The sequence below is a fragment of the Collimonas rhizosphaerae genome (genome assembly GCF_038896935.1).
In the GTDB taxonomy this organism is placed as follows: Bacteria; Pseudomonadota; Gammaproteobacteria; order Burkholderiales; family Burkholderiaceae_D; genus Collimonas; species Collimonas rhizosphaerae.
This window is the reverse complement of the sequence record NZ_JBANDC010000024.1, coordinates 25,805-41,361: the sequence shown is the minus strand read 5'-3', so window position 1 is coordinate 41,361 and position 15,557 is coordinate 25,805. Positions and strand designations below refer to the sequence as shown.

Sequence of the window (15,557 nt, the reverse complement as noted above, 5' to 3'; positions counted from 1 at the left end):
GCAGAGCGCAGAATGAAACGACTATTCAAGTGGGTGCTAGGTGGTTTGCTGCTGCTGATCGCGGTTGCTGCCGGCGTGCTGGCGGTCTTCAACGCTGATGACAACAGTGCGCCGCCGCAGCCGGCGCAAGCCGCGGCGAGTCCCGGCGACCAGATAAGCCGCGGCGCTTACCTGGTGCGCGGCGGCGATTGCATGGCCTGCCATACGGCGCGCGGCGGCAAGGAACTGGCTGGAGGGCGCGCGATACAGACGCCGTTCGGCGCCATCTATGCGCCGAATCTCACGCCTGACAACGACACCGGCATCGGCACCTGGTCGGCCGACGATTTCTGGCAAGCCCTGCACAACGGCAAATCGAAAGACGGCAGCCTGCTGTATCCGGCCTTCCCGTACACGAATTACACCAAGGTCACGCGCGCCGACGCCGACGCCATGTTTGCCTACCTGCGCAGCGTGCCGCCGGTGCCGCAAAAGAACCGCCAGCACGAATTGCGCTTCCCCTACAACAACCGGTTCCTGCTCTACGGCTGGCGCGCCCTGTATTTCCGGCCTGGCGTATATCAGGCCGAGGCGCAGCAATCGGTGGAGTGGAACCGCGGCGCCTACCTGGTGCAGGGACTGGGCCACTGCAGCGCTTGCCACACCACCCGCAATGCTCTCGGCGGCACCGACCTGAAAGCGGACCTGGGCGGCGGTTTCATCCCGGTGGTGAACTGGTATGCGCCGTCGCTGACCTCGGACCAGGAAATCGGCCTCGGCGACTGGGACATCGAACACATTACAGGTCTGCTGAAAAACGGCGTCTCGCCGCGCGGCACGGTGCTGGGGCCGATGGCGGAAGTGGTCGGCGCCAGCCTGCAGCACCTGAGCGACCAGGATGCGCGCGCCATGGCGGTTTACCTGAAGTCCTTGCCGCGCCAGAAGGAAGCCGCGGAACCCGACGAACGCGCCAGGCCGGACGAGGTGGCGCGGGTGATGGAACTGGGCCAGAAGATCTACAAAAACCATTGCATCGATTGCCACCAGGCTTCCGGCAAGGGGCAGTGGCCGGCTTACCCGCCGCTGGCAAGCAATCACGCGATCACCATGCCGGCGCCGGTGAATGCGATCCGGGTGGTCCTGAACGGCGGCTTCGCGCCCAGTACCGCCGCCAATCCGCGTCCTTACGGCATGCCGCCTTACGGGCCGACGCTGAACGATGGCGAAGTCGCCGCGGTGGTTTCGTATATCCGCAACAGCTGGGGCAACAAGGCGCCGATCGTGGGCGCATCCGAGGTCAGCCGCTATCGCGCGGTGCCGCTGGATTAAAACCGCGGTTTCTTCACGCCCCCAAAAAAAGCAGCCATCGGCTGCTTTTTTCACATGGCGCGGCTTAGACGGTCAGCATGATCTTGCCGATATGCGAACTGCTTTCCATCAGTGCATGCGCTTGTGCCGCCTGCTCCAGCGGAAAGGTCTTGAAGATCACCGGCTTGATCTTCTTTGCCGCCAGCAGCGGCCAGACACGCTCCTGCAACTGGGCCGCGATGGCAGCCTTGAAAGCGACCGGCCGCGGCCGCAGGGTCGAGCCGGTAATCGTCAGGCGCCGCATCATGACGTGGCGGAAATCGATGCTGGCGCTGCTGCCGCCCAGCGTGGCGATGAAGACCAGGCGGCCGTCGTCGGCCAGGCAGCTGATTTCGCGCGGCACGTAATCGCCGGCCACCATGTCCAGGATGACGTTCACGCCTTTGCCATCGGTCGCAGCCTTGATGACGGCAGCGAAGTCTTCCGTGCGGTAATTGATCGCGCGTTCGGCGCCCAGCGCTTCACAGGCGCGGCATTTTTCATCCGAGCCGGCGGTAGCGAATACCCGGTGGCCGAGCGCCGTGGCGATCTGGATCGCTGCGGCGCCGATGCCCGAGCTGCCGCCTTGCACCAGCAAGGTCTCGCCGCTCGCCAGTTTTGCGCGGTCGAAGACATTGCTCCACACGGTGTAAAAGGTTTCCGGCAGCGACGCCGCTTCCGCCGCGCTCCAGCCGTCGGGCAGCGGCAGGCATTGGGCGGTCGGCGCGCAGCAGTATTCGGCATAACCGCCGCCTTGCACCAGTGCGCATACCAGGTCGCCTTTCTTGAACGGGCTGCTGCCGAAGTCGCCGTCGACGATTTCGCCGGCGATCTCCAGCCCCGGCAGGTCGGACGCGCCCGGCGGCGGCGAATAATTGCCGGTGCGCTGGAACACGTCGGGCCGGTTGACGCCGGCAGCCTGCACCTTGATCAGCACTTCGCCTGGCTTGAACGAGGGCAGGGGGCGTTCGCAGATCTGCAATACTTCCGGGCCGCCGGGATGGGTGATTTCGATAGCGCGCATGGCATGGTCTCAAGGTAAAGAGGCCATTGTATGACAAGTCTTATTTCTCTTTTGAAAGCGAGAGTGATAGCTTTTCTGTATTAGCTCAACACAGGCATTCAAGTTATTATTTTGATGCTAAAAGACAAGATTTCTCTATGGAAATTCTTTCAATCAAGGGCTTCATGAAGAACAGGCAATGACCGACCGCGCAAGCAATGCAGGTAACAACGCCATGTCCAAGCCGGCCTGGCACCATATGAACGCTTCGCCGGCGACGCGGCAGGCGACCAGCCGCCAGCGGCGGCGTGCATTGTGGACCTGCATCGGGATTGTCTCGGGAACATTGCTGCTGCTGCCGCTGGCGGCGGTCATGGGGCCGCGGGTGCCAGCCTTCCTGCCTTCCTACCAGACGGCGACGGTGGTCGCTTATGTCATCATCACCTACCTGATTTTTGCCCACTATCGCGCCACCAGGGCTCTCGATCTGCTGTTTGTCGGCGGCGCCTGCTTTTATTGCGCCGGGATTTTTTTACTGCAGTTCCTGGCCTTGCCCGACATGTTCCTGCCGCACGGATCGCTGCTGGGCGGCGAGCAGACTGCGATCTGGCTGTGGTTTTTATGGCATGCCGGCCTGGCGCTGGGGATCCTGGCCTACGCCGCCAGCAACTGGCGCAATCCGGCCCTGATGTACCGGCACTCCCAGCGCCTGGCGCGTTGGCTGATGGCCGCCGTGGCGGCGGCGCTGCTTGCCAGCATGGCCCTGGTCACCGTATTCCATGCGTATTTGCCGCGGCTCGATGACAACGGCGATTTTCGCCGGCTAGCCAGCAGCGGCGCCGGCCCTTTGCTGCAGTGCATGACCGGCCTTGCCTTCCTGGTCTTGTGGCAGGCCACGCGCTTCCGCGCGGTGTTGCACGTATGGCTGGGGGTTGCCCTGGTTGCGCTGCTGTGCGACAACGCCATCACCATGGCCGGCGGCAGCCAGTTCTCGGTGGGCTGGTACGTCGGCCGCTGCAACGCCCTGGCGTCGGCCACGCTGCTGCTGCTGATCTACCTGCGCGAAATGAACCAGGTCTACCTGAAGACGGTACAAGACGCCCGCCTGCTGGCGCTCAACAACGCCATGCTGGAAGTCAGGATGGACCAGGTGCGGCTGGACGACTTGACCGGGCTGCCCAGCCGTTCACTGTTTCTCGAACTGGCTGAAACCTTGCGCAGCCGCGATTTGGCGAGCCGCCAGGCGGTGGCCTTGCTGTTCATCGACCTGGACGGCTTCAAGCGCGTCAACGACGACCTCGGGCACGACCGCGGCGACACGGTGCTGGTCGAAGTGGCCGCCGCCCTCAGGTCGGTGCTGCGCGACAGCGATATCGCCGGCCGTGTCGGCGGCGACGAATTCGTGGTGTGCCTGGCGGCTCCCGCCGCTGCCGTCAAGGCTACCGCCACCGCGGTCGCCGGCCGCATCGTCAGCCGCGTCGCCGCCATCGGCGACGGCATCGGCTGCAGCATCGGCATCGCCCTGTGCCAGGCCGAGAACCTGGAGTGGGATGCCGCATTGCGCCAGGCTGACGCAGCGATGTACCAGGCCAAGCGCCAGGGTAAAAGCCGCTTCACGGTATACGGCCATGCGCTGCTGGACGAGATGGCCTGAAGCTTGACAGTTCCTTTGTAAAAATAGCATTAAATTAATAATCGATAAATTCGATCGTTTGGCTATAAATTTTCCGTTTTTCTTTTGAATTCCTCTCGACCATACTGCAATTCATTGGTAATGACCCCATGCCAATCAACAGGAATCGATTCCTGTTTTAATTTCGAATTAATCGCATATAAGAGAGGAAACATCATGCCAATCGCAACCGCCAAGCCAGGAAGCACGCTGCTGAACCCTGCCAACCACACCCTGATCATGATCGATCACCAATCGCAAATGGCGTTCGCCACCAAGTCCATCGACCTGGCTTCGCTGCGCAATAACGTCGCCCTGGTGGCCAAGGCCGCCAAAGAGTTCGAGGTGCCGACCATCCTGACCACAGTCGCCGAAAAGTCGTTCTCCGGCCCCATCTTCGACGAAATCAAGACCGTGTTCCCAGGGCAGGAAGCGATAGACCGCACCACCATGAATACCTGGGAAGATGCGCGCATTGCTGAACGCGTCAACGCTATCGGCAAGGACAAGATCGTGCTGGCCGGCCTGTGGACTTCGGTATGCATCGTCGGTCCTGCGTTGTCGGCCCTGGACCAGGGATTCGACGTGTATGTCATCACCGACGCCAGCGGCGATGTCTCCGACGAGGCTCACCAGCGCGCAGTGGAACGCATGATCCAGCAAGGCGCGCGTCCCATGACCTCGCTGCAGTACCTGCTGGAACTGCAACGCGACTGGGCGCGCGGCGAAACCTACAACGAAACCGTGGCCACTTCGATTGCGCACGGCGGCGGCTACGGCCTCGGCTTGATCTATGCCAAGACCATGTTCAATGCCTCTGAAGCCCATTAAAGACCAAGAGGCCCTGTGCATCCATTGGCGGGGCCGCGTTACACCAGATCCGATAGCGTGAGGAGAAAACCATGAGTGCAGACATGATTTTGTTGAACGGCCGCTTTCACACGGTCGACAAGGCACAGCCGCTGGCGACGGCGGTAGCGATACAGGATGGCAAGTTCGTCGCGGTCGGCGATGCGGAGGAAGCGATGCGTCATCGCGGCGCCGCGACCCAGGTGATCGACCTGAACGGCCGCACCGCGGTCCCGGGCCTGAACGACTCCCACTTGCACCTGATCCGCGGCGGCCTCAACTACAACCTGGAATTGCGCTGGGAAGGCGTGCCTTCGCTGGCGGATGCGTTGCGCATGCTGAAAGAACAGGCGCTGCGCACCCCGCATCCGCAGTGGGTACGCGTGGTCGGCGGCTGGACTGAATTCCAGTTCGCCGAAAAGCGCATGCCGACGCTGGAAGAAATCAACGCCGCCGCACCTGACACGCCGGTGTTCATCCTCCACCTGTACGACCGCGCCTTGCTCAACCGCGCCGCCTTGCGCGCCGTCGGCTACACCAAGGACACGCCGAATCCGCCCGGCGGCGAAATCCAGCGCGACGCTGCCGGCAATCCGACCGGCATGCTGATCGCCAAGCCGAATGCGATGATCCTGTATGCAACCCTGGCCAAGGGCCCGGCTTTGCCGCACGAGCAGCAAGTCAACTCCACCCGCCAGTTCATGCGCGAGCTGAACCGGCTCGGCGTCACCAGCGCCATCGACGCCGGCGGCGGTTTCCAGAATTATCCCGAGGACTACGCCATCATCGACCAGCTGGCGCGCGACCAGCAGCTGACGATACGCATCGCCTACAACCTGTTCACCCAGCGCAAGGGACAGGAGCTGGACGATTTCCAGAAATGGACCGGTTTGGTCACGCCCGGCCAGGGCGACGATTTCTACCGCCATAACGGCGCCGGCGAAATGCTGGTGTTTTCGGCGGCGGACTTTGAAGATTTCCTGGAGCCGCGGCCGGAGCTGGCGGCAGGCATGGAAAACGAGCTGGAGCAAGTGGTGCGGCACCTGGTCTCGCAGCGCTGGCCGTTCCGCCTGCACGCCACTTACAACGAATCGATCAGCCGCATGCTGGATGTGTTTGAAAAAGTGAACCGCGAGATTCCATTCGACGGCTTGCACTGGATCTTCGACCATGCGGAAACCATCACGCCGCAGAATATCGAACGGGTGCGCGTGCTGGGCGGCGGCATCGCGATCCAGCACCGGATGGCGTTCCAGGGCGAGTATTTTGTCGACCGCTACGGCGCCGACGCCGCGGCCCACACGCCGCCGATAGCGCGCATGCTGGAGATGGGCGTGCCGGTCGGCGCCGGCACCGATGCTACCCGGGTGGCCAGCTACAACCCTTGGACCGCGCTGTACTGGCTGGTGTCGGGACGCACCGTCGGCGGCATGAAGCTGTACGACACCGCGGCCAGGCTGCCGCGCGAAACCGCGCTCGAACTCTGGACCAACGGCAGCGCCTGGTTTTCCAGCGAGCAGGGCAAGAAGGGCCGCATCAAGCAAGGGCAGCTGGCGGACCTGGCGGTGTTGTCGGCAGATTTTTTCAGCGTCGACGAAGACAGCATCAAGGCGCTGGAATCGGTGCTGACGGTGGTTGGCGGCAAGATCGTCTATGGCGCCGCCGAGTTCGCGCCGCTGGCGCCGCCGCCTATCCCGGTGCTGCCGGACTGGTCGCCGGTGAAAACCGTGCCGGGCCATTACCGTCCTGTGGCGCAGCAGCGCCAGGCCCTGCCGCATCAGTGTGCCGGCGCCTGCGGCGTGCACGCCCACGCGCATGACGCAGCAAGGAAATCGACGGTGCCGATCTCGGATTATTCGGGATTCTGGGGTGCGCTGGGTTGCAGCTGTTTCGCTTTTTAAGCTTGTCGCGGACTTCCCGGTGGAAGTCCGTTTCTTTTAGGGACGGATTGAGGATTATCATGCGCTATACAAAAATCGTATTGGGTTTGCTGTTGTCGTTCGCGGTCGGCGCCGCCTGCCACCTGGCGCAGATTCCGGTGCCTTCGCCGCCGGTGCTGAGCGGCGCCATACTGGTGTTCATGATGAGCAGCGGCTACTGGCTGGTGGACCGCTACCTGGCGGCGCGCGCCGCCGCCGGGAGCAAGTTATGATTGCCCTGCTGCTGGGCATGGCGCTGGGTTTGCTGGTCGGCGCCTTGTGCCGCTGGTTCGACCTGCCGTCGCCGACGCCGCCGACGCCGGTCGGCGCATTGCTGGTGGTGGCGATGACATTGGGTTACCTGGCCGCCGGCCAGGTTTGACAGAGGGGAGGAGGCAGGATGGAGGCAGGCAATCGCAGGACCCACCAATCGGTCGTATTGAGTTTCCTGGCCGGTTATGTCGATACCGTAGGCTTCATCGCCTTGTTCGGCCTGTTCACTGCGCACGTCACCGGCAACTTCGTGCTGATCGGCAGCGAACTGGCCAATCATTCGCACGGCGTGCTGATCAAGCTGCTGGCGTTTCCGGCATTCATACTCGCAGTGGCGCTGACGCGCGTCACGCTGATCTGGCTTGAGCGCAGCGGCCGCCAGCCCATGCCCTACCTGCTGGTGCTGCAATTGATTTTCTTGCTGGGCTTCATGATCGCCGGCTGCCTGGCGCAACCGCTCGGCAATACCGAAGCGCCGCTGGCCCTGCTGGCGGGCATCTGCGGCGCCGCCAGCATGGGCGTGCAGAACGCCAGCAGCCGCCTGGTGCTGCAGCACCTGACGCCAACCACGGTCATGACCGGCAATGTCACCCAGCTGGTGATCGACCTGGTCGACATCCTGCGCGGCGCGGCGGACGAAACGGTGCGCCAGCGCTGCGTCAAGTTCTTCTGGCCGGTGGTGATGTTCGGCGTCGGCGCCATCGCCGGCGCCTTTGCCTACAAGTACCTGCGGTTCCTGTCCCTGCTGCTGCCGTCGGCGCTGCTGGCCTGGCTGGCGGTTACGGAATATCTTTCGGAAAAGAGCGAAGCCGGATCGCCATCAACTTTATAATGATCGAGGAATTGAACGCAGTACCCTGATATTGCCGACCTGGCAATTCTGGCAATTATCGACATGGCAACGAGGCGACGAAAGCGATGACCTACCTGTTTCATCTGATCGAGCAATATGGGCTGGTCATCGTATTTTTCAATGTGCTGGCGGAACAGCTGGGGGCGCCGGTGCCGGCCTATCCGACGCTGGTGATCACCGGCGCCCTGATGCATCGCGGCGAGTATTCGGCGCCGGTGCTGTTGCTTACCGCGGTGGCGGCGGCGCTGATCGCCGATTTCCTCTGGTACCTGGCGGGCCGGCGTTACGGCAGGAAGGTGTTGTCCACGCTGTGCCGGATTTCGCTGTCGCCCGATTCCTGCGTGCGGCAGACCGAATCCATCTATTCGCGCTGGGGCGCACGTTCGCTGCTGGTCGCCAAATTCATCCCGGGCTTTGCTTCCATCGCCAGCGCGCTGGCCGGCACCATCGGCACCAGCCGCACCACCTTCATCCTCTACGACAGCATAGGCGCGGCCTTGTGGGCCGGCCTGGCGATTTTCCTCGGCTCCCTGTTCAGCACCGCCATCGACGACCTGCTGAACGTGCTGACCGAACTCGGCCAGTACGGCATGATGCTGGTGGCCGCAGGCTTTGCGATATTCGTCGCCAGCAAATGGTGGCAGCGCCGGCGTTTCCGCATGTCCTTGCGCATGGCGCGCATCTCGGTGGAAGAGCTGGACCAGCTGTTCAAGCAGGGCATCACGCCGGCCATCGTCGATGTCCGTTCGCCGGCTTCGCAGCAGGCCGGACGGATCCCCGGCGCACGCACCATCTCGCACCAGGAAATCAACAGCTTCGTGTTCGATGCGCCGGTGGACCAGGAAGTGATCGTCTACTGCGCCTGTCCCAACGAAGCCTCGGCGGCGCTGGTCGCCAAGCAGCTGATGCTGCGAGGCTACAAGAAAGTGCGGCCGCTGTCGGGCGGCATAGACGCCTGGATCGCGGCCGGCTACGCGATCGATTCCTAATTCTTTTCTCTCTATCGGGAGTTCCATGTTCAGAATCAGTCTCGATGCGCTGTTGATTCTCGACGCCATCGACCGCCGCGGCTCGTTCTCCGCCGCCGGCAGCGAATTGCACCGGGTCCCTTCGACCATCTCCTACACCGTATCGAAACTTGAGCAAGACCTGGGCGTGCAAGTCTACGAGCGCCAGGGGCCGAAGGTGGCGCTGACGCGCGCCGGCGCCGAGCTGCTCAAGGAGGGGCGCTACCTGCTGAAGGCGGCGGAAGACCTGGAGCACCGCGTGCGCCGCGTGGCCTCCGGCTGGGAGACCGAGCTGACGATCTGCATAGACTCGCTGTTTTCGGTAACGGCGCTGGAAACCGATATCGCCGCCTTCTGCGCGGTAGCCGACAAGACCCGCTTGCGCATCGCCAGGGAATCGCTGGCCGGCACCTGGGAAGCGCTGCTGGAGCGCCGTGTCGATTTGCTGATCGCGGCACCGGGGCAGGGGCCTGCGGGCGGCGGTTATATCGCCGAGAAGATGGGAACGATTTCTTTCGTGTTCGTAGTGGCGCCAAACCATCCGCTGGCCAAGGTGAAGCGTGTGCTGGGCAAGGCCGAATTGTTGCCGCACCGCGCCATCAGCGTAGCGGATTCGGCGCGCAGGATGGCCTCGCGCACGGTCGGCCTGCTGTTCGGGCAAGACACGCTGACGGTGCCGGACATGCGCAGCAAATACGACTTGCAGCTGGCCGGCATCGGCTTCGGTTTTTTGCCGGAACCATGCGCGCGCGCGGCGATTGCGTCGGGCGCCTTGGTCGTGAAAGAAGTGGAAGAGCCGAAGCCGGACGAAACCTTTTCGCTGGCGTGGCGCACCGGCGACGACGGCGCCGCCTTGAGCTGGTGGATGGAGCGCATGCGCGGCAGCGACGCCATGGCGCGCCTGGTCCGGCATGTGCCTGGAGCGCTCTAAAAAACCAGGCCGGGCAGCTTGGCGCTGTCCCGGCCTGGTTCACTTCCGCTGCGCCTGCAAAATCAATACGGCAGGTCGAACAGCAATACTTCCGCAGCGTCGGCCTTGGCCAGCGTGACCGCAGTCTCGGCTGTCACCTTCACTGCGTCGCCGCCGTTCAGCGCGAGACCGTTGACGCTGACGCGGCCGCGTATCACATGCACATACGCGTTGCGTCCTTCGGCCAGCGTGTGCTGCAGCGGTTCGCCGCCGTTCAGGATCGCTGCATAGATCGACGCATCCTGGTGTATCAGCACCGAGTTGCCGCGGCCGTCGGCCGATGCGATCAGGCGCAGCTGTCCTTGTTTTTCGGCGACGGTGAAATGCTTTTCTTCATAGCTGGGCGGGATGCCGGCGACATTCGGCTTGATCCAGATCTGCAGGAAATGCACCGGCGCCGTCGCCGAGTGGTTGAACTCGCTGTGGCGCACGCCGCTGCCTGCGCTCATCCTTTGCACATCGCCGTAATGCAGGACCGAGCCGGTGCCCATGCTGTCCTTGTGTTCCAGCGCGCCGTCCAGCACATAGGAAATGATTTCCATGTCGCTGTGGCCGTGCGTGCCGAAACCCTGGCCGGCTTTTACGCGGTCTTCGTTGATCACCAGCAGCGGCCCGAAGCCGGTATGCTCGGCGTCGAAATAATGGCCGAACGAAAATGTATGGTGCGAATTCAGCCAGCCGTGGTCGGCAACGCCGCGTTCCTCGCTTTTACGAATTTGAAGCATGGTTTTTCTCCGTCAATGACTGCAGGCGGCCCCATTTTTCACCATGAAGAATGATTGCGGCGGATGCAGTGTTGAAGCAACTGGAAGAAGTATGCGCGTTGCCAAATCAAAAGAAAAACGGAAAAAATAGGGGTGTATGTTCGAATTTATCGATCATTACGGAAATGCCTTTGTTCATGCGGTTCACGGGATGACGGGCTGATTATTGCAAACGTCTTGAAGACAGGGAAATCGGCATTGCAACATAAAATTCGAAAATGGATGGCCAAGTATAAATTATTGGCGACAAATACGTAGCCGGATGATGAAATTCGCAAAGGGGGAGAGGGGCCTTGCCGCATGTAAAAATCGGCAGGACAAAACAAAAAAGCCACCTGCATTTTCCGGTTGAGCGTTTCGTATTGTATGTTTTTCCGCTGAAGCGTTCATCGTGGAAATTTGATGACTCATCATTTCTCATCCAACCAAATTTCTCATCCAGCCAAACTGCATTGACGCCGGATCCAGTGCTCGCAAGATTACGCCTGCATCTGCCGGCTGCGAAAATTGACAGGGAAAATTGACAGGTATTTATTTCGCTAGTCGCTTGCTACTCTGAATGAGCACCATCACAGTGACGCGTATGTCGTGATCACTGAAGTGTTTTAGTTCGTCACTTTACTCAACTCATTCTAGGAGTTTAAAAATGTCAACTCAAACTGCCGCCGTTTCATGGGGAACCAGCTCGCCGTCGATCCGTGTTTATACGTCCAATGGCTCTACGATCTCTGAACGTTGCTACGACGGATCGAAGGGGTGGTACACAGGCGCCTTTAAGCAACCAGGTGAAAATGCCTCTGCAACCAGCTGGTTGAACGGAAGCACCATCCATATCCGCGTCTATGCAACCACTGGTAGCCAAACGACCGAGTGGTGCTGGGATGGCGAGGGTTGGTACAAGGGCGCCTACACCGGCTAGTTTTGTGCCAATGAAGCGCGAAACAAATCAAATTCCGCGCGCTCATCGACAATAGGCGAGAGCCGGGTCTTGCAATGGCTCCAATGACGTTCGTTGCTGACCTGTTTTTTGCCTATAAATAAAATCAGCTCTTTAGCCCGTAAATTACTCTGGGCAAGGAGCTGATTCTTCATTCAAAACAGCCAAATCGAACACAGCGAATAGAGCAGTAATGATCTTGCCAATTCGAATTTTGCGGAACTGAGTGGGCGGCAAAGAAAAAGGCCCCCATTGCTGGGAGCCTTATCTGTACTGCTTATTCGTGGTAGGCCGTGCGGGATTCGAACCTGCGACCAACGGATTAAAAGTCCGCTGCTCTACCAGCTGAGCTAACGACCCGAAAGACCGCTATTATATGTAAAGTGCATATGAGCTGTCAAACCCATATGCACTTTTATTTGCACAATCCACAAAATTAAATTTTGCCGCTCACTTCAGCGTGGACAGCCGTTCCTTTGCAGTCTGGGCTGCCGGCGTGTTCGGATACTGCGACAGCAGCTGTTCCAGTGCGCGCTTGGACTGTGGCTTGTTCTTCAGCTCGGTATAGCTGCTGGAGATATTCAACAGTGCATCGGCGGCCTTGGGATTGTCGGCATATTTGGTGACAACCACTTGCTGTGCCGCAATCGCATTCTTGTAGTCGCGCAGGGCGTAATAGGCGTTGCCCAGCCAGTACTGCGCTGACGGCGCCAGGCCTGAATCGGGGCTGGACCGTATGAAATTCGAAAACGCCGTTGCCGCGGTTTTATAGTCGCCGGCCTTGAAGGTCGCCAGCGCTGCATCGTAGGCTTTCTGGTCGTTGGCGCCGATGCTGACTTCCTGGCCGTCGACGCTGACCTTTTGCGGCTCCAGCTTGCGCAAGCGGGTATCGAGGTCGACGTAGAAATCTTTCTGGCGCTGCTGGGTATTGGCCAGCTCGTTGGTCAGGACTTCGATCTGTCCGCGCAGCTTGGCGATTTCCTGGTTCAGGTGTTCATTCTGGTCGGACAGGCTCAAGGAGCTGGTCTTGTCTGCCTTGGTGTCGACCCTGGCATTCACCGCATCGATCTTGCTGCGTATATCCAAAATCGCCCGACGTGCTTCATCGTCGTCAAACAGCCCGGCGCGGGCGGTCGGAGCGGAAAAAACCGCGGCCAGCATGGCCGCAGTCATCGTGGCTTTGAAGAACGTCCGCATCATTATTGATAAACGATGTCGGAACGGCGGTTTTCAGCGTAGGACGCTTCGTCGCTGCCGAGAGCCTTAGGTTTTTCCTTGCCCAGCGAAACTGCTTCGACCTGGGTATCCGATACGCCCAGCAATACCAATGCCTTGCGCACTGCCTCGGCACGTTTTTGTCCCAGCGCCAGGTTGTATTCGCGGCCGCCGCGGTCATCGGTATTGCCTTGGATGATGATCTTGCGGTTCTTGTGGCTGTTCAGGTACTGGGCGTGCGCTTCGACCACGGACTTGAACTCGTCCTTGACGATGTAGCTGTCGAAGTCAAAGTAGATGCTGCGCTTGGAGAGGATGCCGCCTGGCTGGTTCAGCGGATCGCTGGAGCCGGCGTCAACCGTATTGACGGAACGGGTATCAGCGCCGGTAGCGCCGCTGTCGACGACCGGGACTGCCTTGTCGTCCAGCTTGACAGGGGACGAGCAAGCGGCCAGCAGGATGGCGCTGGCAATGACGAGGGCAAAGTTTCTGATATTTAGCATTTTTAATTCTCCAGAGTGGGAAACGAACGTCGATTCAAAGTAACTACGTGATTATTTCATGAAAGGACCCCAAGTAGGCTCCCGTATGTCGCCAGCTTGCATAGTTAAGCGCTGTTTTACGCGGCCGTCAACCGAGACCACTGCCAGCGAGCCGCGGCGGCCCGATTCGGTGGCGTACATGATGTATTTGCCGTTCGGCGAAAAACTCGGCGATTCATCCTTGACCGTATCCGACAAGCGCTGTTCCTGGCCGTTGGTCAGGTCCAGCGCATACAGCTGGAAGCGGCCGCCGCGCTGCGAAATATAAGCCAGCGTCTTGCCGTCGGGCGAAATGCGCGGGCTGATGTTGTAGGTGCCGCCGAAGGTCACGCGCTGGGCGTCGCCGCCGTTGGCGCTCATCTTGTAGATTTGCGGGCCGCCGCTGCGGTCGCTGGTGAAATAGATGTTCTGGCCGTCGGCCGAAAACTGCGGCTCGGTGTCGATGCCGTTGGTCTGGGTCAGGCGCCGCAAGCCGCCGCCGTCGGAGTTCACCACGTAGACCTGGGTCAGGCCGTCGCGCGCCAGTGCAATCGCCAGCTTGCTGCCGTCAGGCGACCACGACGGCGCCGAATTGCTGCCCTTGTAGTTGGCCACCACGATGCGCTGCTTGGTGATCAGGTTCTGCACATAGACCACCGGTTTCTTGGCTTCGAACGAAACATACGCAACCTTGGTGCCGTCTGGCGACCAGGCCGGCGAAATGATCGGTTCGTTGGAGCGCAGCGCGACCTGCGTGCCTTCGCCGTCGGAGTCGGCGACTTCCAGCCGGTATTCCTTGCCGGCCTTGATGATGTAGGCGATGCGGGTAGCGAAGGCGCCGCGCGCACCGATCAGTTTTTCATAGATGTCGTCGGCGATCTTGTGGGCGGTAACCCGCGTGTACTGTGGCGCGGCGGCCATCGCCAGGGCCGACAGCTGGGCCGATTTGACGGTGTCCATCAGACGGTAGCGGACATCGAAACGGCCATCGGCCAGGCGCTGCACGCTGCCGACCACCAAGGCGTCGGCGCCGCGCGCTTTCCAGTCGCCCAGGTTGACCTGGGTCGCTTCGGAGATGACGTCGCCGGTATCGATGATCTTGAAAAATCCGCTGCGCGCCAGGTCGGCCTTGATGATGGCGGTCACCTGTTGCGGCGCCAGGTCTTCGTTGCTGAAACCGGCAATCGCGATCGGAATCTGGGTAGCGCCGACGCCGGAGGTTTCGATACGCAATTGAGCATTCACCGGAGCGCTGAATACCAGCGCGCTAAGCGCTAGCCCGATGACCGCGAATATCTGGTGCAGTTTGTTTTTCATGGCTTACTGATCTTTCGGTTTATGGGTTCCGATGAAGCTGGACGGTACAGAACCCGTTTTGTCTTTTGGATAAGGCGCCGATTTCTCAATCGCTCGTTTGACCGCCTCGTCGAAACCGGACACCCCCGACGGTTTCCTGAGGCGTACGCTTGCTACCGAACCGTCCGGTAGCAGTTGGACATCAAATTCCGCTGCCGGGTTTCCAGCCAGCCCTTCGGGCACATTAAAGATGATGTTCGACTTGATCTTGCTGGCGACCTTTTGCGCATAGCCGGGATCGCCGCGCGGCCCTTGCGACTGAGCTGCGGTGCCGGTGCTGTTGGCAGCGCCGTTGCCCACGGCCTGGCCCAGCATGCGCTTCATTTCATCGCTGCGACGCTTGGTTTCGGCGGCGGCCTCGGTTGCTGCCTGCTTCTTCTTGGCATCGGCTTCAGCCTTTTTGGCAGTATCCAGCTTCTGCTTTTCCTGTGCCGCGGCCTTGTCCTTGGCGGCTTTTTGCTCGGCTTCAGCCTTCAGCTTGTCCTTGAGCTCATCCTCGGCTTGCTGTTTTTGCAATTTCTTCTGCTTTTCCAGTTCTTCCTGGCGCTGCAGGTCCTTGCGTTCCTGCTCTTTGCGTTTCTTTTCCTGTTCCAGCGCGATTTCCGGGTCCGGCAATGGCGGCGCCACCACCTTCGGCGGCGTGGTTTCCTGGATCACAGGTTCCGGCTTCGGCTCTGGCGTCGGCTGCGGCACGGGTTCCGGCGGCGTCGGCGCGGCGTCCTTGATCTGTGGATCCCAGATTTCAGCCTCGACCGCTATCGGCTGCGTGCTTTGCCAGTGGATGCCGAACCAGAGGAAGGCAAACAGGGCGGCGTGCACCGCCGCTGCAAGCAAGATGGCGCGTATGCTGCCGGGTTCTTTTGGTACGGAATACGGGGAGTTGCCTGTCATA

General features: G+C 60.9%; 18 protein-coding genes and 1 tRNA gene. 11 read left to right on the top strand and 8 right to left on the bottom strand.

Annotation, left to right across the window (positions count from 1 at the left end; translation table 11 throughout):
* Positions 1–12 precede the first annotated feature (12 nt).
* Entirely contained in the window at positions 13–1,308 is a 1,296-nt protein-coding gene (locus tag V8G57_RS23815) for a c-type cytochrome (protein ID WP_342831485.1), read from the top strand.
* A gap of 64 nt (positions 1,309–1,372) precedes the next feature.
* Here V8G57_RS23815 and V8G57_RS23810 read toward each other — a convergent pair whose 3' ends face one another.
* Positions 1,373–2,350, bottom strand: a complete 978-nt coding sequence (locus V8G57_RS23810) for an NAD(P)H-quinone oxidoreductase (protein WP_092399778.1) — start codon at positions 2,348–2,350, stop codon at positions 1,373–1,375.
* Between the two features lie 178 nt (positions 2,351–2,528).
* Between V8G57_RS23810 and V8G57_RS23805 the strand changes: the two genes are divergently transcribed.
* The 8 genes from V8G57_RS23805 (at position 2,529) to V8G57_RS23770 (ending at position 9,833) form a co-directional block, all read left to right on the top strand.
* The gene (locus V8G57_RS23805) at positions 2,529–3,983 is read left to right on the top strand and encodes a GGDEF domain-containing protein (RefSeq protein WP_342831484.1); all 1,455 of its coding nucleotides are present in this window, start codon (positions 2,529–2,531) and stop codon (positions 3,981–3,983) included.
* Positions 3,984–4,178: 195 nt separating this feature from the next.
* The gene (locus V8G57_RS23800; RefSeq protein WP_342831483.1) at positions 4,179–4,832 is read left to right on the top strand and encodes a hydrolase; all 654 of its coding nucleotides are present in this window, start codon (positions 4,179–4,181) and stop codon (positions 4,830–4,832) included.
* Between the two features lie 71 nt (positions 4,833–4,903).
* Positions 4,904–6,751 (top strand): amidohydrolase, encoded by a 1,848-nt coding sequence (locus V8G57_RS23795; RefSeq protein ID WP_342831482.1) that lies wholly within the window; start codon positions 4,904–4,906, stop codon positions 6,749–6,751.
* Positions 6,752–6,810: 59 nt separating this feature from the next.
* Positions 6,811–7,002 (top strand): DUF1427 family protein, encoded by a 192-nt coding sequence (locus V8G57_RS23790; RefSeq protein WP_092399770.1) that lies wholly within the window; start codon positions 6,811–6,813, stop codon positions 7,000–7,002.
* Positions 6,999–7,151, top strand: a complete 153-nt coding sequence (locus tag V8G57_RS23785; protein WP_144741600.1) for a XapX domain-containing protein — start codon at positions 6,999–7,001, stop codon at positions 7,149–7,151. Before V8G57_RS23790 ends, V8G57_RS23785 begins: the two co-directional genes overlap by 4 nt.
* 18 nt (positions 7,152–7,169) lie before the next feature.
* Complete coding sequence (locus tag V8G57_RS23780) at positions 7,170–7,874, top strand: YoaK family protein (protein ID WP_342831481.1); 705 nt, start codon at positions 7,170–7,172, stop codon at positions 7,872–7,874.
* A gap of 86 nt (positions 7,875–7,960) precedes the next feature.
* Positions 7,961–8,884, top strand: coding sequence for a rhodanese-like domain-containing protein (locus tag V8G57_RS23775; RefSeq protein ID WP_342831480.1), 924 nt, complete (start codon positions 7,961–7,963; stop codon positions 8,882–8,884).
* A gap of 25 nt (positions 8,885–8,909) precedes the next feature.
* On the top strand, positions 8,910–9,833 hold the full coding sequence (locus V8G57_RS23770) for a LysR substrate-binding domain-containing protein (RefSeq protein WP_342831479.1): 924 nt from the start codon (positions 8,910–8,912) through the stop codon (positions 9,831–9,833).
* A gap of 62 nt (positions 9,834–9,895) precedes the next feature.
* Here V8G57_RS23770 and V8G57_RS23765 read toward each other — a convergent pair whose 3' ends face one another.
* A complete protein-coding gene (locus V8G57_RS23765; RefSeq protein ID WP_342831478.1) occupies positions 9,896–10,597 on the bottom strand; it encodes a pirin family protein in 702 nt (233 codons plus the stop codon).
* A gap of 332 nt (positions 10,598–10,929) precedes the next feature.
* Between V8G57_RS23765 and V8G57_RS23760 the strand changes: the two genes are divergently transcribed.
* Positions 10,930–11,160 carry a hypothetical protein gene (locus V8G57_RS23760; RefSeq protein ID WP_342831477.1) on the top strand — a complete coding sequence of 77 codons (231 nt, stop codon included), beginning with the start codon at positions 10,930–10,932 and terminating at the stop codon, positions 11,158–11,160.
* A gap of 122 nt (positions 11,161–11,282) precedes the next feature.
* A complete protein-coding gene (locus V8G57_RS23755; RefSeq protein ID WP_092399758.1) occupies positions 11,283–11,555 on the top strand; it encodes a fucose-binding lectin in 273 nt (90 codons plus the stop codon).
* On the opposite strand, the gene V8G57_RS23750 is transcribed toward V8G57_RS23755, so the two are convergent.
* From V8G57_RS23750 to tolA, 6 genes are all read right to left on the bottom strand, one after another.
* Positions 11,552–11,728 (bottom strand): hypothetical protein, encoded by a 177-nt coding sequence (locus V8G57_RS23750; RefSeq protein ID WP_175501088.1) that lies wholly within the window; start codon positions 11,726–11,728, stop codon positions 11,552–11,554. The two genes, V8G57_RS23755 and V8G57_RS23750, sit on opposite strands and share 4 nt — an antisense overlap.
* Positions 11,729–11,857: 129 nt before the next feature.
* Positions 11,858–11,933 (bottom strand) — tRNA-Lys (locus V8G57_RS23745).
* Between the two features lie 90 nt (positions 11,934–12,023).
* Positions 12,024–12,770 carry a tol-pal system protein YbgF gene (gene ybgF, locus V8G57_RS23740; RefSeq protein WP_371326611.1) on the bottom strand — a complete coding sequence of 249 codons (747 nt, stop codon included), beginning with the start codon at positions 12,768–12,770 and terminating at the stop codon, positions 12,024–12,026.
* A gap of 2 nt (positions 12,771–12,772) precedes the next feature.
* Positions 12,773–13,291: a peptidoglycan-associated lipoprotein Pal gene (gene pal, locus V8G57_RS23735; protein ID WP_092399754.1), complete on the bottom strand. Its 519-nt coding sequence runs from the start codon at positions 13,289–13,291 to the stop codon at positions 12,773–12,775.
* 51 nt (positions 13,292–13,342) lie between these two features.
* A complete protein-coding gene (gene tolB, locus V8G57_RS23730; RefSeq protein ID WP_092399752.1) occupies positions 13,343–14,626 on the bottom strand; it encodes a Tol-Pal system beta propeller repeat protein TolB in 1,284 nt (427 codons plus the stop codon).
* A 3-nt stretch (positions 14,627–14,629) separates the two neighbouring features.
* Entirely contained in the window at positions 14,630–15,556 is a 927-nt protein-coding gene (gene tolA, locus V8G57_RS23725) for a cell envelope integrity protein TolA (protein WP_342831476.1), read from the bottom strand.
* Position 15,557 lies beyond the last annotated feature (1 nt).

Bases quoted from the DNA above. Each gene is read 5' to 3' on its own strand.
- V8G57_RS23815 (WP_342831485.1), top strand. From the start codon at position 13: ATGAAACGACTATTCAAGTGGGTGCTAGGTGGTTTGCTGCTGCTGATC.
- V8G57_RS23810 (WP_092399778.1), bottom strand. From the start codon at position 2,350: ATGCGCGCTATCGAAATCACCCATCCCGGCGGCCCGGAAGTATTGCAG.
- V8G57_RS23805 (WP_342831484.1), top strand. From the start codon at position 2,529: ATGACCGACCGCGCAAGCAATGCAGGTAACAACGCCATGTCCAAGCCG.
- V8G57_RS23800 (WP_342831483.1), top strand. From the start codon at position 4,179: ATGCCAATCGCAACCGCCAAGCCAGGAAGCACGCTGCTGAACCCTGCC.
- V8G57_RS23795 (WP_342831482.1), top strand. From the start codon at position 4,904: ATGAGTGCAGACATGATTTTGTTGAACGGCCGCTTTCACACGGTCGAC.
- V8G57_RS23790 (WP_092399770.1), top strand. From the start codon at position 6,811: ATGCGCTATACAAAAATCGTATTGGGTTTGCTGTTGTCGTTCGCGGTC.
- V8G57_RS23785 (WP_144741600.1), top strand. From the start codon at position 6,999: ATGATTGCCCTGCTGCTGGGCATGGCGCTGGGTTTGCTGGTCGGCGCC.
- V8G57_RS23780 (WP_342831481.1), top strand. From the start codon at position 7,170: ATGGAGGCAGGCAATCGCAGGACCCACCAATCGGTCGTATTGAGTTTC.
- V8G57_RS23775 (WP_342831480.1), top strand. From the start codon at position 7,961: ATGACCTACCTGTTTCATCTGATCGAGCAATATGGGCTGGTCATCGTA.
- V8G57_RS23770 (WP_342831479.1), top strand. From the start codon at position 8,910: ATGTTCAGAATCAGTCTCGATGCGCTGTTGATTCTCGACGCCATCGAC.
- V8G57_RS23765 (WP_342831478.1), bottom strand. From the start codon at position 10,597: ATGCTTCAAATTCGTAAAAGCGAGGAACGCGGCGTTGCCGACCACGGC.
- V8G57_RS23755 (WP_092399758.1), top strand. From the start codon at position 11,283: ATGTCAACTCAAACTGCCGCCGTTTCATGGGGAACCAGCTCGCCGTCG.
- V8G57_RS23750 (WP_175501088.1), bottom strand. From the start codon at position 11,728: ATGAAGAATCAGCTCCTTGCCCAGAGTAATTTACGGGCTAAAGAGCTG.
- ybgF (WP_371326611.1), bottom strand. From the start codon at position 12,770: ATGCGGACGTTCTTCAAAGCCACGATGACTGCGGCCATGCTGGCCGCG.
- pal (WP_092399754.1), bottom strand. From the start codon at position 13,291: ATGCTAAATATCAGAAACTTTGCCCTCGTCATTGCCAGCGCCATCCTG.
- tolB (WP_092399752.1), bottom strand. From the start codon at position 14,626: ATGAAAAACAAACTGCACCAGATATTCGCGGTCATCGGGCTAGCGCTT.
- tolA (WP_342831476.1), bottom strand. From the start codon at position 15,556: ATGACAGGCAACTCCCCGTATTCCGTACCAAAAGAACCCGGCAGCATA.